General features: G+C 61.8%; 17 protein-coding genes and 2 tRNA genes. 11 read left to right on the top strand and 8 right to left on the bottom strand.

The window, feature by feature from the left end:
• Entirely contained in the window at nt 1-747 is a 747-nt protein-coding gene (locus SFY93_RS18890) for an amino acid ABC transporter ATP-binding protein (protein ID WP_320444185.1), read from the top strand.
• Between the two features lie 137 nt (nt 748-884).
• On the opposite strand, the gene SFY93_RS18885 is transcribed toward SFY93_RS18890, so the two are convergent.
• From SFY93_RS18885 to SFY93_RS18875, 3 genes are all read right to left on the bottom strand, one after another.
• A complete protein-coding gene (locus tag SFY93_RS18885; protein WP_320444184.1) occupies nt 885-1,925 on the bottom strand; it encodes a cysteine synthase A in 1,041 nt (346 codons plus the stop codon).
• A 125-nt stretch (nt 1,926-2,050) separates the two neighbouring features.
• On the bottom strand, nt 2,051-3,280 hold the full coding sequence (locus tag SFY93_RS18880; protein ID WP_093758543.1) for an SAM-dependent methyltransferase: 1,230 nt from the start codon (nt 3,278-3,280) through the stop codon (nt 2,051-2,053).
• A 38-nt stretch (nt 3,281-3,318) separates the two neighbouring features.
• Nucleotides 3,319-3,630, bottom strand: a complete 312-nt coding sequence (locus SFY93_RS18875; protein WP_320444183.1) for a hypothetical protein — start codon at nt 3,628-3,630, stop codon at nt 3,319-3,321.
• A gap of 368 nt (nt 3,631-3,998) precedes the next feature.
• Here SFY93_RS18875 and SFY93_RS18870 point away from each other — a divergent pair, with 368 nt between their 5' ends.
• The 5 genes from SFY93_RS18870 (at nt 3,999) to SFY93_RS18850 (ending at nt 13,908) form a co-directional block, all read left to right on the top strand.
• A complete protein-coding gene (locus SFY93_RS18870) occupies nt 3,999-5,444 on the top strand; it encodes an efflux transporter outer membrane subunit (protein WP_175368993.1) in 1,446 nt (481 codons plus the stop codon).
• Nucleotides 5,434-6,822 (top strand): efflux RND transporter periplasmic adaptor subunit, encoded by a 1,389-nt coding sequence (locus tag SFY93_RS18865; RefSeq protein ID WP_184516709.1) that lies wholly within the window; start codon nt 5,434-5,436, stop codon nt 6,820-6,822. The genes SFY93_RS18870 and SFY93_RS18865 overlap by 11 nt, the downstream gene beginning before the upstream one ends.
• Before the next feature lie 62 nt (nt 6,823-6,884).
• Nucleotides 6,885-10,007, top strand: a complete 3,123-nt coding sequence (locus tag SFY93_RS18860) for an efflux RND transporter permease subunit (RefSeq protein ID WP_320444182.1) — start codon at nt 6,885-6,887, stop codon at nt 10,005-10,007.
• Between the two features lie 32 nt (nt 10,008-10,039).
• Complete coding sequence (locus tag SFY93_RS18855) at nt 10,040-13,117, top strand: efflux RND transporter permease subunit (RefSeq protein ID WP_320447802.1); 3,078 nt, start codon at nt 10,040-10,042, stop codon at nt 13,115-13,117.
• Between the two features lie 56 nt (nt 13,118-13,173).
• Nucleotides 13,174-13,908 carry a tRNA-uridine aminocarboxypropyltransferase gene (locus SFY93_RS18850; RefSeq protein WP_089264291.1) on the top strand — a complete coding sequence of 245 codons (735 nt, stop codon included), beginning with the start codon at nt 13,174-13,176 and terminating at the stop codon, nt 13,906-13,908.
• Between the two features lie 29 nt (nt 13,909-13,937).
• Here the strand turns inward: SFY93_RS18850 and SFY93_RS18845 are convergent, their stop codons facing one another.
• The 4 genes from SFY93_RS18845 to SFY93_RS18830 all read right to left on the bottom strand — a co-directional run bounded on the left by SFY93_RS18845 (nt 13,938) and on the right by SFY93_RS18830 (nt 15,878).
• Nucleotides 13,938-14,261 (bottom strand): hypothetical protein, encoded by a 324-nt coding sequence (locus tag SFY93_RS18845; protein ID WP_320444181.1) that lies wholly within the window; start codon nt 14,259-14,261, stop codon nt 13,938-13,940.
• Nucleotides 14,262-14,392: 131 nt separating this feature from the next.
• A tRNA-Cys gene (locus tag SFY93_RS18840) sits at nt 14,393-14,466 on the bottom strand.
• A gap of 85 nt (nt 14,467-14,551) precedes the next feature.
• Nucleotides 14,552-14,731: a hypothetical protein gene (locus SFY93_RS18835; RefSeq protein WP_068736432.1), complete on the bottom strand. Its 180-nt coding sequence runs from the start codon at nt 14,729-14,731 to the stop codon at nt 14,552-14,554.
• Nucleotides 14,732-14,906: 175 nt separating this feature from the next.
• On the bottom strand, nt 14,907-15,878 hold the full coding sequence (locus SFY93_RS18830) for a LysR family transcriptional regulator (RefSeq protein WP_320444180.1): 972 nt from the start codon (nt 15,876-15,878) through the stop codon (nt 14,907-14,909).
• A 344-nt stretch (nt 15,879-16,222) separates the two neighbouring features.
• Here SFY93_RS18830 and SFY93_RS18825 point away from each other — a divergent pair, with 344 nt between their 5' ends.
• Genes SFY93_RS18825 through SFY93_RS18810 form a run of 4 tightly spaced genes read left to right on the top strand, consistent with a single transcriptional unit; the run spans nt 16,223 to nt 20,991 of the window.
• Complete coding sequence (locus SFY93_RS18825) at nt 16,223-17,539, top strand: ABC transporter substrate-binding protein (protein ID WP_320444179.1); 1,317 nt, start codon at nt 16,223-16,225, stop codon at nt 17,537-17,539.
• An 8-nt stretch (nt 17,540-17,547) separates the two neighbouring features.
• Nucleotides 17,548-18,423 (top strand): branched-chain amino acid ABC transporter permease, encoded by an 876-nt coding sequence (locus SFY93_RS18820; RefSeq protein WP_175368999.1) that lies wholly within the window; start codon nt 17,548-17,550, stop codon nt 18,421-18,423.
• The gene (locus SFY93_RS18815) at nt 18,420-20,300 is read left to right on the top strand and encodes a branched-chain amino acid ABC transporter ATP-binding protein/permease (protein ID WP_414716931.1); all 1,881 of its coding nucleotides are present in this window, start codon (nt 18,420-18,422) and stop codon (nt 20,298-20,300) included. The genes SFY93_RS18820 and SFY93_RS18815 overlap by 4 nt, the downstream gene beginning before the upstream one ends.
• Nucleotides 20,287-20,991, top strand: coding sequence for an ABC transporter ATP-binding protein (locus SFY93_RS18810; protein ID WP_320444178.1), 705 nt, complete (start codon nt 20,287-20,289; stop codon nt 20,989-20,991). Before SFY93_RS18815 ends, SFY93_RS18810 begins: the two co-directional genes overlap by 14 nt.
• A 48-nt stretch (nt 20,992-21,039) precedes the next feature.
• Here the strand turns inward: SFY93_RS18810 and SFY93_RS18805 are convergent, their stop codons facing one another.
• Nucleotides 21,040-21,213, bottom strand: coding sequence for a hypothetical protein (locus SFY93_RS18805; protein WP_170849674.1), 174 nt, complete (start codon nt 21,211-21,213; stop codon nt 21,040-21,042).
• A gap of 276 nt (nt 21,214-21,489) precedes the next feature.
• On the opposite strand from SFY93_RS18805, the gene SFY93_RS18800 reads away from it, so the two are divergent.
• Nucleotides 21,490-21,564 (top strand) — tRNA-Asn (locus SFY93_RS18800).
• Nucleotides 21,565-21,770: the final 206 nt, after the last annotated feature.

The raw sequence follows: 21,770 nt of genomic DNA, 5'->3' as shown, positions 1-21,770 counted from the left end.
ATGTCCGTATCCGTGAATCCCATCGTCTCGGTTGCCGGCCTCAACAAATGGTTCGGCGATTTCCACGTGCTGCGCGACATCGATCTTGCGGTCGGCCGCAGCGAGCGCATCGTGATCTGCGGGCCGTCGGGCTCGGGCAAATCGACGCTGATCCGCTGCATCAATGCGCTGGAGGAGTTTCAGGAAGGCCGCATCACGGTCGACGGCATCGAACTCGGTCCCAACCTGCGCCGCGTCGACGATATCAGGCGTGATGTCGGGATGGTGTTCCAGAGCTTCAACCTGTTTCCGCATCTGACGGTGCTTGAGAACTGCACGTTGGCGCCGATCTGGGTACGGCATATGCCGAAGCAGGACGCCGATGCTGCGGCGATGAAGTATCTGGAGCGGGTACGCATTCCGGACAAGGCCAATGCCTATCCCGGTCAGCTCTCCGGCGGCCAGCAGCAGCGTGTCGCGATCGCGCGGGCGCTGACGATGACGCCGAAGGTGATGCTGTTCGACGAGCCGACCTCGGCTCTCGATCCGGAGATGGTGAAAGAGGTGCTCGACACCATGGTCGATCTCGCCAATGAGGGCATGACCATGCTGGTGGTCACCCACGAGATGGGCTTTGCCAGGGAAGTCGCCAGCCGCGTCGTATTCATGGATGCCGGGCAGATCATCGAGGCGAATACACCGGACAAGTTCTTCGCCAATCCACAGCACGCGCGGACCAAACTGTTCCTCAGCCAGATATTGCGGTGAGCGACTAACACACCGGCGTCATGCCCGGCCAGCGCGAAGCGAGCTTCGCTAGACGTGCCGGGCATCCACGTCTTCTTCAGTGCTGAAGACGTGGATGGCCGGGACAGGCCCGGCCATGACGGAGTTCGGCCAGAGCCTCAGACTTTCTCGAACGGCACCGAGATATCGCTCTTCGTCTCCAGCCATGCCGGCACCGGCAGGTTCTTGCTGCGCATGAAGTCGGGATTGAACAGCTTCGACTGATAGCGGCCGCCGGAGTCGCAGAGAAGGGTGACGATGGTCTTGCCCGGGCCCAACTCCTTCGCGAGACGGATCGCGCCGGCGATGTTAATTCCGGTCGAGCCGCCGAGACAGAGGCCTTCGTGCTGGAGCAGGTCGTAGATGACGGTGACGGCTTCCTCGTCAGGGATCAAGAAGGCGGTATCGACCTTCGCGGTCTCGATGACCGGCGTCACGCGGCCAATCCCGATGCCTTCCGTGATGGAATCGCCGGGCGTGGACTTGGCTTCGCCATGCTTGAACCAGTTATACATCGCAAAGCCATTTGGATCGGCGCAGGCCGTAACAATGTTGTTGTTCTTTTCCTTCAGGTAGCGGGTCGTGCCGGCTAGCGTGCCGCCGGTACCGACTGCCGAAATGAAGCCGTCCACCTTGCCGCCAGTCTGCTCCCAGATCTCGGGGCCCGTCGATTCATAATGGGCTTTGGCATTGTCGAGATTGTTCCACTGGTCGGCAAACAGAACGCCGTTCGGCTCGGTCTTGCGCAGCTGATCTGCGAGCCGTCGTCCGACATGCTGATAGTTGTTCGGATTGGCGAACGGCAGTGCGGGCACTTCGATCAGCTCGGCACCGTTGAGCCGCAGCATATCTTTCTTTTCCTGGCTCTGCGTCTCCGGGATCACGATTAGCGTGCGATAGCCGCGCGCGCTCGCCACCACGGCGAGACCGATACCGGTATTGCCCGCAGTCGACTCGACAATGAGACCGCCGGGCTTCAGATCGCCGCGCTTCTCGGCTTCAAGGATCATCCATTTGCCGGCGCGGTCCTTCACCGACTGGCCGGGATTCATGAATTCGGCCTTGCCGAGAATGGTGCAGCCGGTCAGTTCGGATGCGCGCTTCAGCTTGATCAGAGGCGTGTTGCCGATCGCCTCGACGACGTCTTTGTTGAAGGTCATGGTGCTGAAATTCTTCGCTCGGGTTGTCGATCTCGCGGCGACCCTAGTGGAGGCCGCCGGGCCAGACAAGGGAAGGGTCTGGCCTCAAGATCTGGTGCCGCAGTGCGGAAAGTCCAGAGCGCGGACTATGGGGCTTTTGCGAATACGACCTGGCGAACGTCGATATTCCCCGACAGGAAACCGGCCTCGCAATAGGCCAGGTAGTATTCCCAGAGCCGCCGGAATCGGTCGTCGAAACCGAGCGGCGTCAGGCTTGGCCAGGCCGCGCGGAAACTATCTCTCCAGGTCGCCAGCGTCTTGGCATAATCCAGTCCGAATATGCGTTCCTTGATGACAGGAACGCCGTATCTGGCCCCGAGGGATTTCAGGATTTCCGGCGACGGCAGCATGCCGCCGGGAAAGACGTAGCGCTGAATGAAGTCGACCTCGCGCCGATAGGTCTGGAAGAACTTGTCTTGGATCGTGATGGCCTGGATACCGATCAATCCGCCGGGCAGCAGCCGGTCGCGCAATTGTGAGAAATACTGCGGCCAGAACTGTTCGCCGACGGCCTCGATCATCTCGATCGAAGCGATGCGGTCATACTGTCCACGTTCGTCGCGATAGTCCTGAAACTTGATCTCGACCTTGTCGCCAAGGCCCGCGTCCTGCATCCGCTTACGTGCGAAATCGCGTTGCTCGGTCGAGATGGTGAGACCGGTGACATGCGCGCCGTAGTTTTTCGCGGCATATTCGGCAAAGCCACCCCAGCCGCAGCCGATCTCCAACACCTTCTGGCCGGGCTTCAGATCGATTGCTTCTGCAAGCCGGCGATATTTGTTGTTTTGCGCGGCCGTGAGATCCTGCGTACCGTCTTCGAAAATCGCGGACGAATAGGTCATGCTCGGATCGAGCCACGCAGAATAGAACGCGTTGCCGATGTCGTAGTGCGCGTAGATGTTCTTGCGAGCTTGCCGCTTGGTGTTGCGATTGAACCAGTGACGAACGATCTGGACGAAGCGCATCAGCGGATTGTTGCCGAGCATCACCTGAATGAGATCGTGATTGACGCAGAACAGATACAGGAATTGCGTGAGATCCGGCGTGTCCCATTCGCGGTGTAGATAGGCTTCCGCGATGCCGATATCGCCGCCATTCACAAGACGCGACGCGAACGCATAGCTGGTGATCGTCATCTCCGCGGCAGGACCAGGTTCCATGCCGCCGAGGCGGACACGCCGGCCATCGGGAAGTGTCACGTCGAGCGTGCCGCGGCGCAGACGTGAGCCGAAGCCCAATGCCAGCCGGACGATGCGCGGCAGATCGGGCAGCGCCTTGTCGACATTTTCCGGAGTGAGAACGATCAGATCAGACATGTGCAGATCCAGGGGAGTTCGTGGTTCTGTGCCCGAATTCAAGTCGCATGGAAGGATGTGGCCGCCGCTCTTTTGTCGAACAGGATCGTCTTTGTGCGCTGCGAAATTCGGTCAACGCGCGGACGATTTTGCAGGAGTATAAGCGCGGCCTTGTTTGCTCGCCAAGCGGGTATTTCTTGCATGGTTTGCTTCACGCGACACCAGGCGTATGCACCCTTGATCCAATAACCAGTCCATGCGTCGCAGAACCTGGTGCGGTGCTCGCCCTGAATCTGGTCGAGGCGCTTTCGCGCCGCGAGCGCCCTGGCGTCATCGTCGGCAATGCCCTGCAAACGGTTCATCCAGGTCACGGTTGGCATCCCCAGCGGTTTTCAAAATGGCGTCGACGGCGCAGGTGAACGCAATCCGGATGTCAGCAACAAATGAACACATGAAATCTTCGTAAGCCTGACCTGCCGGCGCTTCTGTCAGGGACCAAAAAACCCCACAAAATCGGGAGAATCTGTGCAAATCCACTCATTTGCGGGCATCCAGCATTCGTGTCGCTTGCACGTTGCGACACGTAAGAACACTGTCCGCAGGATGATTGGGCCGCTAGAATGCGGGCTCGCTTCATTGACCAGCATCACCCGGTGAACGTGTCTCAGGCTGCATACTCCAACGCCCCGAATCTCGGCGCAAAGCGCGCGCGGCGGAGCCTTGTCCGGATGTTCGTGCGGTGAATCTCGTGTTCGCGAAAAAGATTGGGCGTTCGGTCGTCGCCTTTGCCGTTGCTGCCAGTTCGGCAGGCTGCATTTTGACCAAGGATCTGCCTGATCCGGCCCTCGATATTCCCGAGGGCTATAAGGCGGCACGGCTGGCCAATCCGAACGGCGCCACGCCGACACTGGACTGGTGGCGCGGCTTTCGCTCCAGGGAACTGACGCAGCTGATGGAGGAGGCCCAGACGGTCAACCTCGATATCGCTGCGGCAACATCGCGAATCATGCAGGCCGATGCGCAGGCACGAATCACCGGCGCAGCGCTGCTGCCCAGCGTGAGCGGCGGCGGGCAGGAGACCTATTCGCGGACCTCGGGCTCAAGCTCTAGCGGCCTAACCAATGGCGGCCGCGAGGTGGTGACCTATTCTGCCTCGCTCTCGGCCAGCTATGAGATCGACTTCTGGGGCAAGAACCGCGACGCGGCGCTGGCTGCGGAAGAAACCTCGACGGCCAATCGCTTTGACCGCGACGTGGTGGCGCTAACCACTATGGCGGCTGTCGCCAATGCCTATTTCCAGGTGCTGACCTCGCAGGACCGCATTCGCACAGCGGAGCGCAACATCGCCAGCGCGCAGCGTATCCTTGATGCGATCAAACAGCGCTTCAGTGCCGGCACCGGCACCGATCTCGATGTCGCGCAGCAGGAAAGCGTGCTGGCCAATCAGCGCGCTGCGGTGCCGCCGCTGCGGACCACGCTGGCGCAGAACGTCAATGCGCTCGCGACGCTAGTGTCCCGCCCCCCTGAAAGCGTGCGCGTGGCCGGCGGGTCGCTGAACAATATCGCAGCCCCGCGCGTCACGCCCGGCCTGCCGTCAGAGCTGTTAACCCAGCGGCCGGATATCCGCCGGCAGGAGGCGCAATTGGCCTCGGCCACGGCCAATGTCGGCAGCGCCCGGGCGCAGTTCTTTCCGAGTATCCAGTTGACCGGCTCGGGCGGTTATCAGAGCGCAGCGCTGGCCTCGCTGTTCCAACCCAATGCCGCCTTCTTCAGCCTCGTCGGCGGCCTGACACAGCCGATCTTCGATGGCGGGCGCATCCAGGGCAATTTCGAGCTGACCCAGGCACGGCAGGACGAGCTCCTGCAGACCTATCGCAAGACGGTCGTGCAGTCCTTTGCCGACGTGGACAACGCGCTGGTCGCGATTCGCCAGACCACCGAGCGGCTGCGGCTGCAGCGTGAGGTGGTCCGGGCGTCCCGGCGGGCCTTCGAGCTGTCCGAGCAGCAATTGCGCGCCGGAACCGCTGACATCGTAACTGTGCTAAACACCCAGCTGACGCTGTTCCAGGCGGAAGATGTCCTGTCGCAGGCGCAACTGGCGCGACTGCAGGCGATCATCAGCCTCTATCAGGCGCTGGGGGGCGGCTGGGAGCCGAAAATGGAAAGACCGGTCAATGCTCTTTAAGCCGGAGTTGAAAGAGGCCGCGAAAGCGACGGGCGATGGTGTCGCCAAGGTCGCCGGCAAGGCGCGCCGCCGTACTGTGTCGATCGCCGTGACGCTGCTGATCCTCGGCGGGCTCGGCTATATCGGCTGGAACGCCTTCCAGCAGCGTCAGACCGCCAACCGCGGCGGTTTCCGGCCGGACATGATGACGGTGCCGGTGCTTGCGGCGATGCCGAAGATCCAGGACGTGCCGGTCTATCTCGATGGCGTCGGCTCGGTGAAGGCCTTGAACAACGTCACCGTGCGCGCGCAGGTCGACGGCAAACTGATCAAGGTCAATTTCAAGGAAGGTCAGGACGTCAAGGCTGGCGATGTGCTCGGCGAGATTGACCCGGTGCTCTACAAGGCACTGTACGATCAGGCTGTTGCGAAGAAGGCGCAGGACGAGGCGACGCTTGCCAATGCGCGGCTCGACCTGATCCGCTACCAGCAGCTCGCAACGTCAAACGCCGGCTCCAAGCAGCAGGCCGACACCCAGAAGTCTCTCGTTGCCCAGCAGGAGGCTCTGGTGAATGCCGATCAGGCTGCCATCGACAATGCCGCCGCAACGCTGAGCTACACCAAGATCATCGCGCCGCTCTCTGGCCGGGCCGGCCTGCGTCAGGTCGATCAGGGCAACATCATCCACGCGTCCGATACCACGGGCCTCGTGGTGATCACGCAACTGCAGCCTATCGCAGTACTGTTCAGCCTGCCGCAGCAGCAAATCGTTCGCGCCAACGCCGCTGCTGCCAAGGGCACGCTGATGGTCGATGTGTTCGGCAATGACGGCGTGACCGTCATCGACACCGGTACGCTCACCGGCATCGACAATCAGGTCGATACAACCACCGGCACAGTGAAGCTGAAGGCCGAATTCCCGAACCCGAATTATCAGCTCTGGCCCGGTCAGTTCGTCAATGTGCGGCTGAAGGTCGAGACCCTGAAGGATGCGATGGTGGTGCCGACCTCGGCCGTACAACGCGGTCCCGCCGGTACGTTCAGTTACGTGATCGAGGAGGGCGACATCGTCAAGGCGGTGCCGGTCACCGTAACGCAGCAGAACGAGACCACGGCCGTCATCGCCAAGGGCCTGTCGGCGACCGAGCGTGTTGTCACCACGGGCTTTGCCAATCTCGCAGAAGGATCGAAGGTGTCTGTCGGCACCAACGATCAGGAGCCGACCGCCGACTTGGCACCACGTAAGCGTGGCGGGGGCAAGGGCAATGATGCTGGCGAGCGTCGTGGCAAGCGCGGCCAGAATTCAGGTGGTGCGGGTGGCCAAGGCAATCCGCAGGCACCGATTGGCCAGACGCCGCCTCCAGCCAGCCCGAGCGCTGCGCCATCGGGAGCGAAGTAGCCATGATGTTCGCACGATCGATCGCCTGAGTTGATGACTTCTATACCAAAGAGCGCACAGTCATGAGCGTCTCGGAACCCTTCATCCGCCGGCCCATCGCGACGTCGTTGCTCGGCATCGCGTTGTTGATCGGTGGCGCGCTTGGCTATTTCGGGCTTCCGGTGTCGGCGCTGCCGCAGGTCGATTTCCCGACCGTGCAGGTCTCGACGCAATTGCCGGGCGCGAGCCCCGAAGTGACAGCGTCGCTGATCACCGCGCCTCTGGAGCGTCAGCTCGGACAGATTCCGTCGCTGTCATCGATGACCTCGACGAGCTCGTTCGGCGTCAGCCAGATATCACTGCAATTCGATCTCAACCGCGATATCGATGGCGCGACCCAGGACGTGCAGGCGGCGATTAATGCCGCCGCCGGTGTGCTGCCGAAGAACCTGCCATACCCGCCGGTCTACGCGAAGGTCAATCCGGCCGACGCGCCGGTGATGACATTGGCGCTGACCTCGGACACCATCTCGCTGCGATCGATGAGCGACCTGTCCGATACATTGCTGGCGCAGCGGCTCAGCCAGATTTCGGGTGTCGGCAAGGTTGCCGTGCTTGGCGGCTTGAAGCCAGCGGTGCGGGTGCAGGCGGATCTGGCGCGGCTCGCTGCCTACGGCATCGCGATGGAAGATCTGCGCGCAGCGATCGCCGGCGCCAATGTGTCGGGTCCCAAGGGCTCGCTCGACGGAGCGCAGCAAGCTTACACCATCGCAGCGAACGACCAGATCGCGGCGGCGGATCAGTATCGGCCGATCATTATCGCTTATCGCAACGGATCCCCTGTCACCATCGGCGACATTGCGCAGATCGTCGACGGGCTGGAAAACGACCGTACTGGCGGTTGGTATCAAGGCACGCCAGCGGTGATCATCGAGATCCAGCGCCAGCCCGGCGCCAATGTTATCGAGGTCGTTCGCCAGATACGCGAGGAAATTCCGAAGGTTCAGCGGTCCATGCCCGCCGGCGTCAAGCTAACCATTGTCAGCGATCGCACTGTGACGATCCGCGCCTCCGTGCATGACGTGCAATTCACGCTGGTCCTGTCCGTCATCTTGGTGACGCTGGTGGTGCTGCTGTTCCTCCGGTCGCTGCGTGCAACGCTGATTGCCGGCGTGGCGCTGCCGCTGTCGCTGATCACCTCCTTCGGCGTGATGTATTTCGCCGGCTTCAGTCTCGACAATCTCAGCCTGATGGCGCTGACCATCGGCACCGGCTTTGTCGTCGACGACGCCATCGTGATGATCGAGAACATCGTCCGCCACATGGAAGAGGGCGAAAGCCCGATGGAAGCGGCGCTGGCGGGCGCGAAGGAAATCGGCTTCACGGTGATCTCGCTGACGGTGTCGCTGATCGCTGTCTTCATCCCGCTGCTATTCATGTCCGGCCTCGTTGGCCGCATGTTCCGCGAATTCGCGATGACGCTGACCATTGCCGTGGTGATGTCCGCCGTGGTCTCGCTGACGTTGACGCCGATGATGTGCTCGCGGCTTTTGAAGCACACCAAGGATGAATGGCAGGTGCCCGGTCTCGGCGCCGTCAGCCGCGGTATCGACCGGATGGTGGCGTTTTATCATCGCACGCTGCTGTGGGTGCTGCAGCATCAGCCGGCGACGCTGGTCGTCACGTTCCTGACCATCGTCGCAACGCTGGGTCTCTATGTCATCGCCCCCAAGGGCTTCCTGCCGCTGCAGGACACGGCCTCGATTACTGCGGTGACAGAAGCCGGCGCCGACGTGTCCTTCACGGAAATGCAGAGCCGGCAGGGCGCGGCAGCCGCAGCAATCCAGAGCGATCCGGATGTTACCGGCATCATCTCTGTGATCGGCGGCGGCTCGGTCAATCCGACCACCAATGTCGGCCGGCTGGTGATGACCCTGAAGCCGCGCGGCGAGCGCAAGGACGACATGAACGCCGTGATCGCGCGGCTCAAGGATCGCGTCGCCGCGATCCCTGGCATGACCGTGTATTTCCAGCCCGTCCAGGACATCCAGATCAGTACGCAGAGTAGTCGCTCGCAATATCAATATACGTTGACCGGGACTGATGCGGCCCAGGTGACCGAGTGGTCACAGAAGCTGGTTGCTGAATTGCGCCGCGATCCGATGTTTCGAGACGTATCCTCGGAAGCCCAGACCGGTGGATTGCGAGCCTCGCTCGACATCAACCGGCAGCGTGCCGGTCAGCTCGGCGTCAATCTACAGGGCGTCACCGACACGCTGAATGACGCCTTCGCGCAGCGCCAGATTTCGACCATCTACGGTCAGGCCAATCAGTACCGCGTTGTGCTGGAAGCATTGCCGTCGCAGCAGCGCGATCCCGATGTGCTGTCGAAACTGTATCTGCCCGGTGCGGCAGGCGCGCAGGTGCCGCTGTCTGCCGTAGCCACATTGACGCGTACCACGGCGCCACTGGCGATCTCGCATCAGGCGCAATTCCCCGCGATCTCGCTCAGCTTCAACCTCGGGCCTAACGAGGCGCTCGGCGATGCGGTCGACGAAGTGAAGAAGATCGAGACCCGGATCGGCATGCCGACCAGCATTGTCGGGATGTTCTCCGGCGATGCTGCGGAATTCTCCAAGTCGCTGTCAGGGCAGCCCTGGCTGATCCTCGCGGCGCTGGTGACGATCTATATTGTGCTCGGTGTGCTCTATGAGAGCTACATTCATCCGATCACCATTCTCTCGACGCTGCCGTCCGCCGGTGTCGGTGCGATCCTGGCCCTGATGCTGACCGGGCAGGACCTGTCGGTGATCGGCCTGATCGGCATCATCCTCCTGATGGGCATCGTCAAGAAGAACGCGATCATGATGATCGACTTCGCACTGGATGCCGAGCGGAATCGTGGCATGGCGCCCGAAGCCGCCATCGTGGAAGCCTGCCTGCTGCGATTCAGGCCTATCATGATGACGACGCTGGCGGCGCTGTTCGGCGCATTGCCGCTTGCGATCGAAAGTGGCACCGGCGCAGAGCTGCGCTTCCCGCTCGGTGTGTCGATCATCGGCGGTCTGCTGCTCAGCCAGATACTGACGCTCTACACCACGCCGGTAATCTATCTGGCGCTGGATCGCATCAATCGCCGGTTCGAGAAGAGTGCACCGCCCGTCGCGGGTGCAGCCGGAACGGCGGGAGCAGGGGGGCCGCCCTAGTGGCTTCCATCTCCATCTCAGCGCCATTCATCATGCGGCCGGTCGGCACCACGTTGCTGGCGATCGGACTGTTTCTTCTCGGCGTCGTCGCTTATCATTTCCTACCGGTCGCTGCGACGCCCAATGTCGATTTCCCGATGATCCGCGTGCAGGCGTCGCGTCCCGGCGCCGATCCGTCAATCATGGCGGCGACCGTTGCTGCGCCGCTGGAACGACGTCTGGGCATCATCGCCGGCCTCGATCAGATCACCTCGACGAGTTCGCTAGGCTCGACCAGTATTCAGTTGCAATTCGCCATCGGCCGCGATGTCGATCGCGCCGCGCGTGACGTGCAGGCCGCAATCAACGCGTCCATGGCGGATCTGCCAACCGATCTTCCGACACTGCCTACGTTCCGCAAGGCCAACCCGTCCGCCGCGCCTGTCTTCATTCTCGCTTTGACGTCGCCAACGATGTCCGCGTCCGCGATCTACGACGTCGCCGACACCGTGATCGTACAGCGGCTGTCGCAGGTGCCGGGGGTCGGCGAAGTCACTGCCAGTGGCGCCGACCAGCCCGCGGTGCGCATCCAGCTCAATCCGGTCGCGCTGTCGAATGCCGGGATTGCCACCGACGACGTGCGCACCGCCATCGTCAATGCGAATCCACTTGGCCCAGTCGGCATCTTCCAGGGATCGCGGCAGAGCGAGACGATCTCGATGAATCCGCAGATGCGTACGGCGGAAGAGTTTCGCGAGATCATCGTCAAGAGTTCGAACGGCAATTATCTGCGGCTGTCCGATGTCGCCGATGTTCAGGATGCGACGCGCAACAGTCGCTCGGTTGCCTGGTTCAACAAGCAGCCGGCGGTGCTGATCCAGATCACCAAACAGGGCGACGCCAATGTCATCGACACCGTCGATCGCGTAAAAGCGCTGATCCCCGATCTGAAACAATGGATTCCTGCCGGGATCGAGATTTCGGTTCTGACCGACCGCACGGGTACCATTCGCGCCTCGGTCGAGGACATGGAGTGGACGCTGTTTGCCACGGCCGTGCTGGTGATGGCCGTGGTGTTCCTGTTCCTCCGCAGGGGCACACCGACCATCGCGGCCGGCGTCTCGGTGCCGCTGGCGCTGGCCGGCACCTGCGTCGGCATGTGGCTGGCCGGCTTCTCGATCAACAACCTGTCACTGATGGCGCTGGCGATCTCTGTCGGCTTTGTGGTCGATGACGCCATCGTCATGATCGAGAACATGTACCGCAATCTCGAGGAGGGCATGGCGCCGATGCAGGCGGCGCTCGCAGGCGCCAGGCAGATCGGCTTCACGGTGCTGTCGATCAGCCTGTCGCTGATCGCTGCCTTCATCCCGCTGATCTTCATGGATGGTCTGGTCGGCCGATTGCTGCGCGAATTCTCGCTGACCCTGACGTTTTCAATCGTCGTCTCGACACTGGTGTCGTTGACCGTGACGCCGATGATCTGTGCGCAATATATCAAGAGCGGCCTGTCGAGCACCGAGACCCGTTTCGACCGTATCGTCGAAGGCACGCTGTCACGCGTCGTGGCGTTCTATGAACGCACGCTGCATGTGGTGCTGGGTTTTCCGCTCCTGACGCTGTTGGTGTTCTTCGCCACCATCGCGCTGACGGTCACACTCTACATCAAGACGCCGAAAGGTTTTTTCCCGAACGACGACAGTGGCTTCGTGATCGGTGCAACGCGCGCATCGGCCGATGTCTCGTTTCAGGCGATGCTCGGATTACAGCAGCATATGGCTGATCTCGTGCTGAGCGATCCTGGCGTGGCCAGTATCGGTTCGTCGCTTGGCGGCACTGGCGGGCCGGGCGGCGGCGGCGCCAACCGGGGCACCATGTTTATCGCCTTGAAACCACCAGAGGAGCGCAACGGAGCCTCGACTGAAGACGTCATCAATCGGTTGCGTCCGAAGCTCAGCGCGGTCCCGGGTATCCGTCTCTTCATGTTTGCCGCGCAGGATCTGCGCGCCGGCGGACGCCAGAGTGACTCCAATTATCAGTACACGCTGACCTCGACCAATCTCGATCTCCTGCAGAAATGGGCACCGCTGGTCGGCAAGCGGCTGGAGAGCGTCGAGGGCATCACCGACGTGTCGAGCGACCGCGATCCCGGCGGACTGCAATTGACGCTGACCATCGACCGCAAGATGGCATCGAGCCTCGGCGTCAAGGTGCAGGACATCGACAACGCTTTGAACAACGCGTTCTCGCAGCGGCAGATCTCGACGATCTACACCCAGCGTAACCAGTACAAGGTCGTGCTGGAAATCGATCCGAAATTCCAGAACGATCCGTCCGATCTCGATCGCATCTATGTTGCAGGCCTGAATGGGTCGCAGGTGCCGCTGTCGGCGGTTGTGCGCATGTCGCGCACGTTGTCGGCGCTGGCGGTGTTCCACTCGCAGGGTTTCCCGTCGACGACGGTGTCGTTCAACACGCTCCCCGGCGTGCAGCTCGATGCCGTGACAGGCAACATCCAGCGCGCGGTCGACGAACTGCATATGCCGGAAGGCATTCGCGGCGGCTTCGATGGCAATGCCGGTGACTTCAGCAAGACGACGGGGCGGCAGCCGCTGCTGATCCTTGGCGCACTCATCGCGATGTATATCGTGCTCGGGGTGCTCTATGAGAGCCTCGTGCATCCTCTGACCATCATCTCGACACTGCCCTCGGCGGGGCTCGGCGCGTTGCTGGCATTGCAGATCACCAATACGCCGCTGACCGTGATCGCCTTCGTCGGCATCATTCTTCTCATCGGCATCGTCAAGAAGAACGGAATCATGATGGTCGATTTCGCCATCGAGGCGGAGCGGCATCGCGGACTGTCGCCGGCCGAAGCCATCTTCGAGGCCTGCACCGTGCGCTTCCGCCCGATCCTGATGACCTCGCTGGCGGCGGTATTCGCGGCGATCCCGCTGGTAATTGCGACCGGGCCGGGCACCGAGCTGCGGCGGCCGCTGGGCATCACCATCATTGGCGGCCTATTTGTTTCGCAGGTGCTGACGCTCTACACGACGCCGGTGATTTACCTGCTGATCGACCGGCTGCGTAACCGCTTCCGCCCGGCGCCGGTGCCGGCCCCGGCTGAATAGCCAGATCCGGGCGTCACGGTGGTTGAAGCCTCGGGCCGCGCGGCGTATAGCGGGCAATGTCCAAGAAATCAGATCTGCAAGCCGCTGAGGTCGCTGAAGCGATCCCGGAATGTCCGCATTGCCACAAGCCGATGCCGCTGTGCATCTGCGACAGCATTACGCCCATCGACAACAAGATCGAGCTCCTGATCCTGCAGCATCCGCAGGAACAGGACAGGGCGCTGGGCACCGCCCGCGTCGCCGCGCTACATTTCAAGAAGGCCACGGTCAAAATTGGCCTGTCCTGGCCGAGCCTCGCCAAGGCGCTGGGCAAGCCGGTCGCCGATCCCGCCCGCTGGGCGATCCTCTACCTTGGCTCGGCCAAGGTCACCGATTACGAGACCGATCGCGACATCCTGGCCATCGATCGCAAGGGTCAGGCTGAGGAAAACCAGCGCGCCTTGCTGAAGGACATCCAGGGCATCGTGCTGCTCGACGGCACCTGGAGCCAGGCCAAGGCGCTGTGGTGGCGTAATGCCTGGATGCTGAAATGCCAGCGCGTCATTCTTGGACCAGCCAAACCGTCGCTCTACGGCAAGTTGCGCCGCGAACCGCGCAAGGACGGCCTGTCGACCATCGAAGCCGCGGGGATGCTGCTCGCCAGCCTCGAACGGAAACCGGATATCGAAGCGACGCTGAACGAGGCCTTCGAGCGGATGCTGGCGAAATATCGCGAAGCCCAGACTGTCATGCCGGAACTGGCGCCAAAGCCCAAACCCAAGCGCGACTGGCGGCGTAAGAAGCACGCCTGATCGCGTTCGGTCTTGATTGATCTCGGGGCCTATCGGCTGCCGGGCGGAGGACCGACGCCGGCTTCACGCTCGTCACTCGATGATGACGGCCTGACGAGCGACGGAAACGGATTGCGGAACAGTCCGCCGCGCGCTTCTTCCACGACGGGTGCGGGAGGCGGTGCCGGGGCTGCTGCCTGCGGCGGCGGCACGGGAATCGGCAACTTCTCGCACTTCATGGAATAGACCAACTGGCCGTCGGCGGTCCGGCCAATCGGCGCGCAAGGATCGGTGCGAGCCGGAACGGGCGGTTTGGCCTGGGCCCAGCCTGGCGAGGTCATCAGCAATGTGGCGATCAAGACCCGGATGTTCATCGTGCCCCCTAGGGTTGGCAGGATGCTACGATCAATACTCCAATCGTGCCAAGCGAAGTGTTGCAGCGCACCACTCATAGCAGTCGCGCCCCGATCACAGGTCTGGCAGGCTAAGTTATTGATTGGATTGATGGAGGCCACGTCGGGAATCGAACCCGAATAAACGGTTTTGCAGACCGGCGCGTAACCATTCCGCCACATGGCCCCATAGCGGGTTAGTTACAGACCATCAGCCATTTAGGCAATGCCCGGCTGAAATCTTTCATGGGTTCCGACATACCGACACAAGGTCAGCAGGAGGCCTGCCAACCATCCGGAAACGGAATCAGCGGCCAAGGGCCGTCATTGTCGTTCGCAGCGGTCGGAATCGGGGCGAAGAACATTTCCTGGCTGCGCAGATCGTCCCGCACATCGGCCTCGATTTCGGCCCGGACTGTCTCCAGCAGATAGTCAAATTCGGCTTCGCTCATCTTTTAGCTCCCTGTCTTGGGAGCAATCTGACGCAAAGCCTTTGTTGGGCTGTTGAATGGATCGTTCAAATTGTACCGATCCACACGGGAGACCCGTCATGGTTACCGAGACGTTTACCTCACTGGATCAATGGCGTGGCTCGCGAACGCCGATCACGCATCGTCGACGGTAACATTAAACTGTCTGGGCTGTAACGGGTGTGTCTGTCTCCAGCAGCGTATCCAGCATTTTGCGGCCCCTAGTGCTGGCCTGCATCAGGGGATCCGCCTTGAAGGTCGACTTCAGGAAGCTCGATACCGCGCGGATGCGCGGCACGAATTGCAGATCGTTATGGACGTTGATCCACAGCTCGCGCGTGGTCGACAGCTTGTCGTGCAGCACCGGGATCAGGTCGGGGCGACGCGCAGTCGCAAAACTCGGTAGCAGTACGAGCCCGACACCGCCCGCCGCAGCATTCATCTGTGCGCACATGCTGTTGGAATGGAACGAGACCGGCGGGCTCTTGATGATGTCATCGAGCCAGCGCACGGAGTCGAGCTGGATCTGGTCGTCGATATAGGTGACGAAGGAGTGCTCCGTGAGCTCGGATGCGCTCTTGGGCATGCCATGTGCGTCCAGGTAACTCTGCGACGCATAGAGCCCAAGTTGGAAGCAGCCGATACGCTCCGAGACCATGCCCTGACCGGTCGGGCGGAAGAAGCTCAGAAACAGATCGGCCTCGCGACGATTCACTGAGACGCTCTGCGGTGACGTCAACAGTTCGACGGTCAGGTCGGGATGCAGTTTGCGCAGTTCGACGAAGCGGTAGGCGAGGTAGAGCGAGGCGATGCCCTCCATCGTGGCAAGGCGGACCCGGCCAGCCATACGGCTACCGCCGCATTGCACGTCTTCCCGCATGGCGATCACGGCGCTCTCGATGCGCTCGGCATGGCAGAGCAGGCGGTCGCCGGTCTCGTTGACCTTCAATCCGGACGGCAATCGCTCGAACAACGCCACGCCCAGCGTGCTCTCGAGATGCGCGATGCGGCGACTGATGGTGGATTGATCGACCCGGAGGCGCTTGGCCGCACTGCCAAGGCTGCCGCCGCGCGCCGCGTGAATGAAGACCTTGAGGTCGTCCCAATCGAGCGATTTGAAATTGTCCATCCGGGAGTAACAGCAAGAGCTGTGCCAGCGTGCGTTGCTGGGACGCCATGTCGCGGTGGAAAAGCCAGTCTGCAAGGCCCTTTGCAGGATTGTCTATACCCCGTGCGATCCGAAGCAACCTAGCCTGACGGTAACAAAGAACGATCCGTCTCTCTCGCTTTGCGGACGCAGCGCTGCCGGTATTTCGGGTTCAGCGAGTGACCATGAATGAGGCTCCTGCGATGATCTCGCAGGCACCGAGAGTTGCGACGGCATCCTGTTCCAGAAACTCAACTTCGCCGGGGCTAATCCCCATTGCAGCTCACCAGCCAATGGCGGCGGTGATCGAACCAGAAGGGTGTGTCATGCAGTTTGACCGTCGACAGCTTTTGCTCGGAGGAGTCGGCACTGCCGCCGGCCTCATGCTTCCAGGCAGCGCCTTCGCACAATCGCCGGCCACTATCGGTACTTTCCCGGAAGGCGTCACGGCGGATTCGGTGTTCGTCGGTCTGACCATCCCGCTCACCGGCGTGTTCTCAGGTGACGGCGGCGACCTCAAGCTCGGCTATGAACTGGCCATCGCGCAGATCAATGCTGGGGGCGACATCGCGCAGAAGTGGGGCCTCAAGGGCAAGGGCGTGCTCGGCCGCCAGATCAAGTACAAGGTCTCCGACACCGAAGGTAAACCCAACCTCGACGTGCAGAGCGCCACCCAGTTCATCCAGCGCGACAAGGCGATCATGGTGTCAGGCTCGGTGTCATCAGCCAGCGCCATTGCGCTCGAAGAACTCGGATCGCGTGAGAAGGTGCTGTACATGGTCGGCATCGCCGGCTCCAACGACATCACCGGCAAGAACTGCCAGCGCTACGGTTTCCGCTCGCAGCAGAACGCCTACATGGCCGCCAAAGCGATGGCGCCCGTCGTTGCCAAGGCACTCGGCAAGAATGTGAAGTCGGCCTTCCTCGTGCCCGACTACACCTATGGCCACACCGTTTACGACAGCTTCGCCAAGTTCTCGGCGGAGCAGGGCTGGAAACAGGTCGCCAAGGAAGTCGTGCCGCTCGGCACCACCGACTATTCGTCGGCGCTGCTGAACATCGCCAATAGCGGCGCGGATGTCTTCGTCAACATCGCCTTCGGCGGCGATGCGGTCGCTTCGACCAAGCAGGCCGAACAGTTCGGCGTGCTCAAGCGCATGAAGCTTGTGGTGCCGAACCTGTCCTCGTTTCAGGACAAGGAACTCGGCGCAGAACTGATGCAGGGCGTCTATGGCAGCTGCGATTTCTGGTGGGGCCTGCAGGACACCTATCCGCTCGCCAAGACCTTCGTCGAAAGCTTCGTGGCGCAGAACAAGTACTATCCGCGCTGGGGCGCGCATATCGGCTACATGCAGACCTATCTGTGGGCGATGTCGGTCGAACGCGCCGGTACGTTCAATCCGGTCGATGTGATCAAGACGATGGAGAACTCGAAGGCGCAGCCTTACGAGACCACCATCGGCAAGGTCTATTTCCGCGCTGAAGACCACCAGATGGTGCGGCCGATCCCGATCCTGCGCGGCAAGAAACCGTCCGAGATGAAGAACAAGGAAGACTTCTACGAGATCGTCGATATCGCCGACGGCGAAAGCGTGATGAATGCACCCGACTTCTTCGGCTGCAAGCTCGGCCCCTATACCTAAGGATCATCATGCCAAGCTGGCCCGTCCTCATCTCGCAGGCCTTCAACGGCCTGGCCCTCGGCACGCTGCTGGCGCTCGTCAGTAGCGGTCTGACGATCATCCTGGGCACGCTTGGCGTCCTCAATTTCGCTCACGGCGCGCTGTTCGCCGTGGGCGCCTATGCCGCATTTGTCCTGCTGCAATACACCTCGTCATTCGTGCTCGCGATCGTGGTCGGCTGCGGCTTCATGCTGGTGCTCGGCTTCTTGCTGGAACGCATCATCATCCGTTATTTCTACGACCGGCCGCATGAGGATCAGATCCTCGTCACCTACGGTGTCGGGATCGTTCTCGTCGAATGCGTGCGCGCAGCCTTCGGCGGCAACGCGCAGCGCGTGCCGGTGCCGTCATGGGGGCAGGGCGCGACCCAGATGGGCTTCCTGATCTATCCGACCTATCGCCTGCAGCTGATCGCCATCATCGCGGGTCTGCTGCTCAGTCTCTATCTCGTTCTCTACCGCACCTCGATGGGCCTTGTGGTGCGTGCCGGCATCGAGAATCCCGGCATGGTCGGCATTCTCGGCATCAATGTGCGCCGCGCCTTCCTGCTGGTGTTTGCCATCGGCGTCGTCGCGGTCGGTCTTGCCGGCATGCTCTATGCGCCGGTCGTCGCGGTGACGCCGGATATGGGCGCCAACTTCATGGCGCAGTCCTTCGTGGTCATCGTGCTGGGCGGCCTTGGCTCGTTCCCGGGTGCCGTCATCGGCGGCCTGATCGCGGGCGAGATCATCAGTCTGACCAGTGCTTTCAACTCGTCCTATTCGGAAGTGATGCTCTACGCACTGATGGCGGTGCTGCTGATCATGCGCCCGCAAGGCCTGTTCGGTTCGGAAGGCCGCGCATGATGCGTCCTCGTTCCGGCGGCTTGCGGGGCTGGCTTCCCGAACTCGCAGTGCTGTGCACGCTGATCGTGGCACCCATCGTGTTCCCGCATCTCGGTTTCTCGACCGATCTGCTGACACGTGTGTTGAACTGGGGTCTGATCGGCCTCGGCTTCGATATCCTGTTCGGCCTGACCGGCCTGTTGTCGTTCGGGCAGGCGGCATTCTTCGGCGTCGGCGGTTTTGTCAGCGCCTATCTGCTGGTGTCCCACACCATCGACAGCGTCTGGCTGGCGCTGGCGATAGGTACGGTCGCTGCCGGTCTGTTCGGTCTGTTCGTCGGCTGGTTCGCCGTGCGCCGGATCGGCATCTATTTCACGATGATCACGCTGGCCTTCGGCCAGATGGCCTATTTCATCGAGAATTCGCCGCTGTCGGATTTCACTGGTGGCGAAAACGGCATTCCGGGCGTGCCGGTGCCGGTACTGGGCTTTGGCGCCAATGCGATCCGCATTAGCGCGGGCATGCCGATGTATATCCTGTTCGCGGTGATCTTCTTTCTCGGCTATGTGCTGGCGCGCCGCATCGTCGGCTCGCCGGTCGGAGCGATCCTGCTCGCAATAAAGGAGAACACCGGTCGCGTCGCAATGCTCGGCCATAACGTGCCGGCCTACAAGCTGACGGCCTTCGTCATCGCCGCGCTCTATGCAGGATTGGCCGGCGGCCTGCTCGGCTCGTTCCAGAGCTACATGCCGCCGGACGCGTTCTCGCTAGAAACGTCCGGTCAGTTGGTGGTCCAGACCATCGTCGGCGGCGCCGGCACGCTGATCGGACCGCTGGTCGGCGCGGCCGTCTGGCTGTGGCTGCGCGACAATCTGCAGCTCATTCCGGGCTTTGCGATCCTATGGAAGCTGGTGCTCGGCATCGCCTTCATCATTCTGGTGATCGGGCTGCGCCGCGGCATCTGCGGCGAGATCGCCCATTGGTGGAACGAACGCCGTAATCTGGCTGCCGCACGGGCGGCCGAGGCCAAAACCGAAGCCATCGAAGCCCACAATATAGATCCAATCACCAAACCCGTGGCACCGCCCAAGGATGTCAGGCTGACCCTTGCTGAGCCCACGACGGGCGACAGCGACATTGCACTCGAAGCCAGGTCTCTGGCGCGGCACTATGGTGGCCTCAAAGCCGTCGATGGCGTCTCGTTCAAGGTTCGCCGTGGCTCGATCCATGCGGTGATCGGCCCGAATGGCGCCGGCAAGAGCACGCTGTTCAAGATGCTGCTCGACGAAGTCAGCCCGTCCTCCGGTGAAGTCCTGTTGTTCGGCGAGAAAATCACGGGCGTCGGCGTCAGCCGCGCGGCGCAGCTCGGCATCGCCAAGAGCAACCAGCTCAATCAGCTGTTTCCCAACCTGTCGGTGCGCAAGAACCTGCGGATCGCGGCACTGGCACGCCGTCGCGGCCCCATGCGCTTCGACCTGTTGCGCGGAGCCGGCAGCATTCCCGACGTCGAGGAGCAGATCGCCTCGATCCTGAACCTGCTCAATCTCGTCGAACGCGCCGATACGCCGGCACATATTCTGGCCTACGGCGAAAAACGCCGGCTCGAAATCGGGATGGCGCTGGCCACCAGCCCGAACGTATTGCTGCTGGACGAGCCGCTGGCCGGCATGAGCCCGGCAGAACGCATCGCGACCTGCGCCTTCATTCGCGACATCGGGCGCTCGCGCACTGTCGTGATCGTCGAGCACGATCTCGACGCCATCTTCGAACTCGCCGAGCGCATCACCGTGCTCTATGAGGGCCGGCTGCTGGCGGACGGCACCGCCGACGAGATCCGGCGCAATCCGGCCGTGCAAGACGCCTATCTGGGAGGGCTGCACGCACATGAGCCTGCTTGAAGTCGACAAGATCAATACGCTGTATGGCGATTCCCACGTGCTGTTCGATCTCTCGATCCGGGTCGAGCAGGGCGAGGTGGTCGCGCTGCTCGGCCGCAACGGCGCCGGCAAGACCACGACGCTGCGCTCGATCATGGGCGTACTGTCGCCGCGCAGCGGCCATATCCGTCTCGACGGCAAATCCATCGAGGGCCTGCCGCCCTCGGCGATCGCCAGCATGGGCGTTCAACTGGTGCCCGAAGAGCGCGCCATTTTTGGCGGTCTGACGGTCGAGGAAAACCTGCGCATCGCAGCGCTGACGGCGCCGAATGCCTGGTCCTACGATCGCATCTACGACGTGTTTCCGCGCCTCAAGGAGCGCCGCAAATCGGCCGGACGCACGCTGTCGGGCGGCGAGCAGCAGATGCTGGCGATTGCCCGCGCGTTGATCCGTGATGCACGCATCATCCTGCTGGACGAGCCGTTCGAAGGCCTGGCGCCGCTGATCGTGCGTGATCTCGTCGAGGTCTCACGCAATCTCGCCGCCGAGGGCCGCACCATGATTGTGGTCGAGCAGAACGTTGCGGCGGCATTGAGTTTCGCCAACCGCGTCTATGGGCTCAATAACGGCCACGTGGTGTTCGAAGGCACGCCGGCCGACCTCAACGCCAGTCCCGACCTGATGCGAGACTTCCTCGGCGTCGGAATGTGATTCCCGGGACGTAATCCCGGAGACAAAGGCCCCGGGCGACGTGATTCGCTAGATTTCGATCGGCACCGCGAGGCGCCCGATCAGGAGCGCCACCTCATCGAGGTGATCGCTGTCATGCGCCTCGACGGCTTCGGCGAGCCGGGTGACGCATTCGTCATCGCTGATAAAGGGCAGGGAGTTGAGGTCGGTCGGAAGCGCGCGGTCGGTGTGCGTGGCTGGCATCGGTCACCTCGTTCGATTCGGAATTTGTTCAACGTCGCAACGGCCAGTCTTGCGGTGCAATAAGACTAAATAGCGACACGGTTGGAAAGATTATTCTTCGCCCGCACGCGGCGTGGTCCCGACAGGAACGAGCCACACCTCAAGAAGATCCCGTAACATCAGGCATTTTCTGAGTTTTCCCGGATTGGCGATTGCTGTGCGACGAGCTGCATTTCCTGCTTTCCAAGCGCGGATCGCTTTGTTATACGCTGCGGCCTGCGAACAAGCTTCGCACGTTCCCTGGTAGCTCAGCGGTAGAGCATTCGACTGTTAATCGAATGGTCGCTGGTTCGAATCCAGCCCGGGGAGCCACAATTATTTTGTGGCGAAAAAATCTTGCAACCTCAATGGCTTGCGTTCGCAACTCCCTAAATGTTGGACGTTTTGTTGGACGTAAAAGCTTGGCTTTTGCGAGCACGCCCCCCGAAGACAAGTCCAACTAACTGCTCGGCCCCACGTCGCTGCTTGTTTCGGTGCGCGTTGCCAGTCTAAGCTTTTTGCAAAGTGTTAATTTGAGC

The organism is Tardiphaga sp. 42S5 (assembly GCF_034044155.1).
Lineage (GTDB): Bacteria > Pseudomonadota > Alphaproteobacteria > Rhizobiales > Xanthobacteraceae > Tardiphaga > Tardiphaga robiniae.
The sequence above is the reverse complement of the archived record's forward strand: the minus strand, read 5'-3'. Positions and strand labels throughout refer to the sequence as shown.

Excerpts from the sequence above, each read along its gene's own strand:
- SFY93_RS18890 (WP_320444185.1), top strand. The coding sequence starts at position 1 with ATGTCCGTATCCGTGAATCCCATCGTCTCGGTTGCCGGCCTCAACAAA.
- SFY93_RS18885 (WP_320444184.1), bottom strand. The coding sequence starts at position 1,925 with ATGACCTTCAACAAAGACGTCGTCGAGGCGATCGGCAACACGCCTCTG.
- SFY93_RS18880 (WP_093758543.1), bottom strand. The coding sequence starts at position 3,280 with ATGTCTGATCTGATCGTTCTCACTCCGGAAAATGTCGACAAGGCGCTG.
- SFY93_RS18865 (WP_184516709.1), top strand. The coding sequence starts at position 5,434 with ATGCTCTTTAAGCCGGAGTTGAAAGAGGCCGCGAAAGCGACGGGCGAT.
- SFY93_RS18860 (WP_320444182.1), top strand. The coding sequence starts at position 6,885 with ATGAGCGTCTCGGAACCCTTCATCCGCCGGCCCATCGCGACGTCGTTG.
- SFY93_RS18855 (WP_320447802.1), top strand. The coding sequence starts at position 10,040 with ATGCGGCCGGTCGGCACCACGTTGCTGGCGATCGGACTGTTTCTTCTC.
- SFY93_RS18850 (WP_089264291.1), top strand. The coding sequence starts at position 13,174 with ATGTCCAAGAAATCAGATCTGCAAGCCGCTGAGGTCGCTGAAGCGATC.
- SFY93_RS18845 (WP_320444181.1), bottom strand. The coding sequence starts at position 14,261 with ATGAACATCCGGGTCTTGATCGCCACATTGCTGATGACCTCGCCAGGC.
- SFY93_RS18835 (WP_068736432.1), bottom strand. The coding sequence starts at position 14,731 with ATGAGCGAAGCCGAATTTGACTATCTGCTGGAGACAGTCCGGGCCGAA.
- SFY93_RS18830 (WP_320444180.1), bottom strand. The coding sequence starts at position 15,878 with ATGGACAATTTCAAATCGCTCGATTGGGACGACCTCAAGGTCTTCATT.
- SFY93_RS18825 (WP_320444179.1), top strand. The coding sequence starts at position 16,223 with ATGCAGTTTGACCGTCGACAGCTTTTGCTCGGAGGAGTCGGCACTGCC.
- SFY93_RS18820 (WP_175368999.1), top strand. The coding sequence starts at position 17,548 with ATGCCAAGCTGGCCCGTCCTCATCTCGCAGGCCTTCAACGGCCTGGCC.
- SFY93_RS18815 (WP_414716931.1), top strand. The coding sequence starts at position 18,420 with ATGATGCGTCCTCGTTCCGGCGGCTTGCGGGGCTGGCTTCCCGAACTC.
- SFY93_RS18810 (WP_320444178.1), top strand. The coding sequence starts at position 20,287 with ATGAGCCTGCTTGAAGTCGACAAGATCAATACGCTGTATGGCGATTCC.
- SFY93_RS18805 (WP_170849674.1), bottom strand. The coding sequence starts at position 21,213 with ATGCCAGCCACGCACACCGACCGCGCGCTTCCGACCGACCTCAACTCC.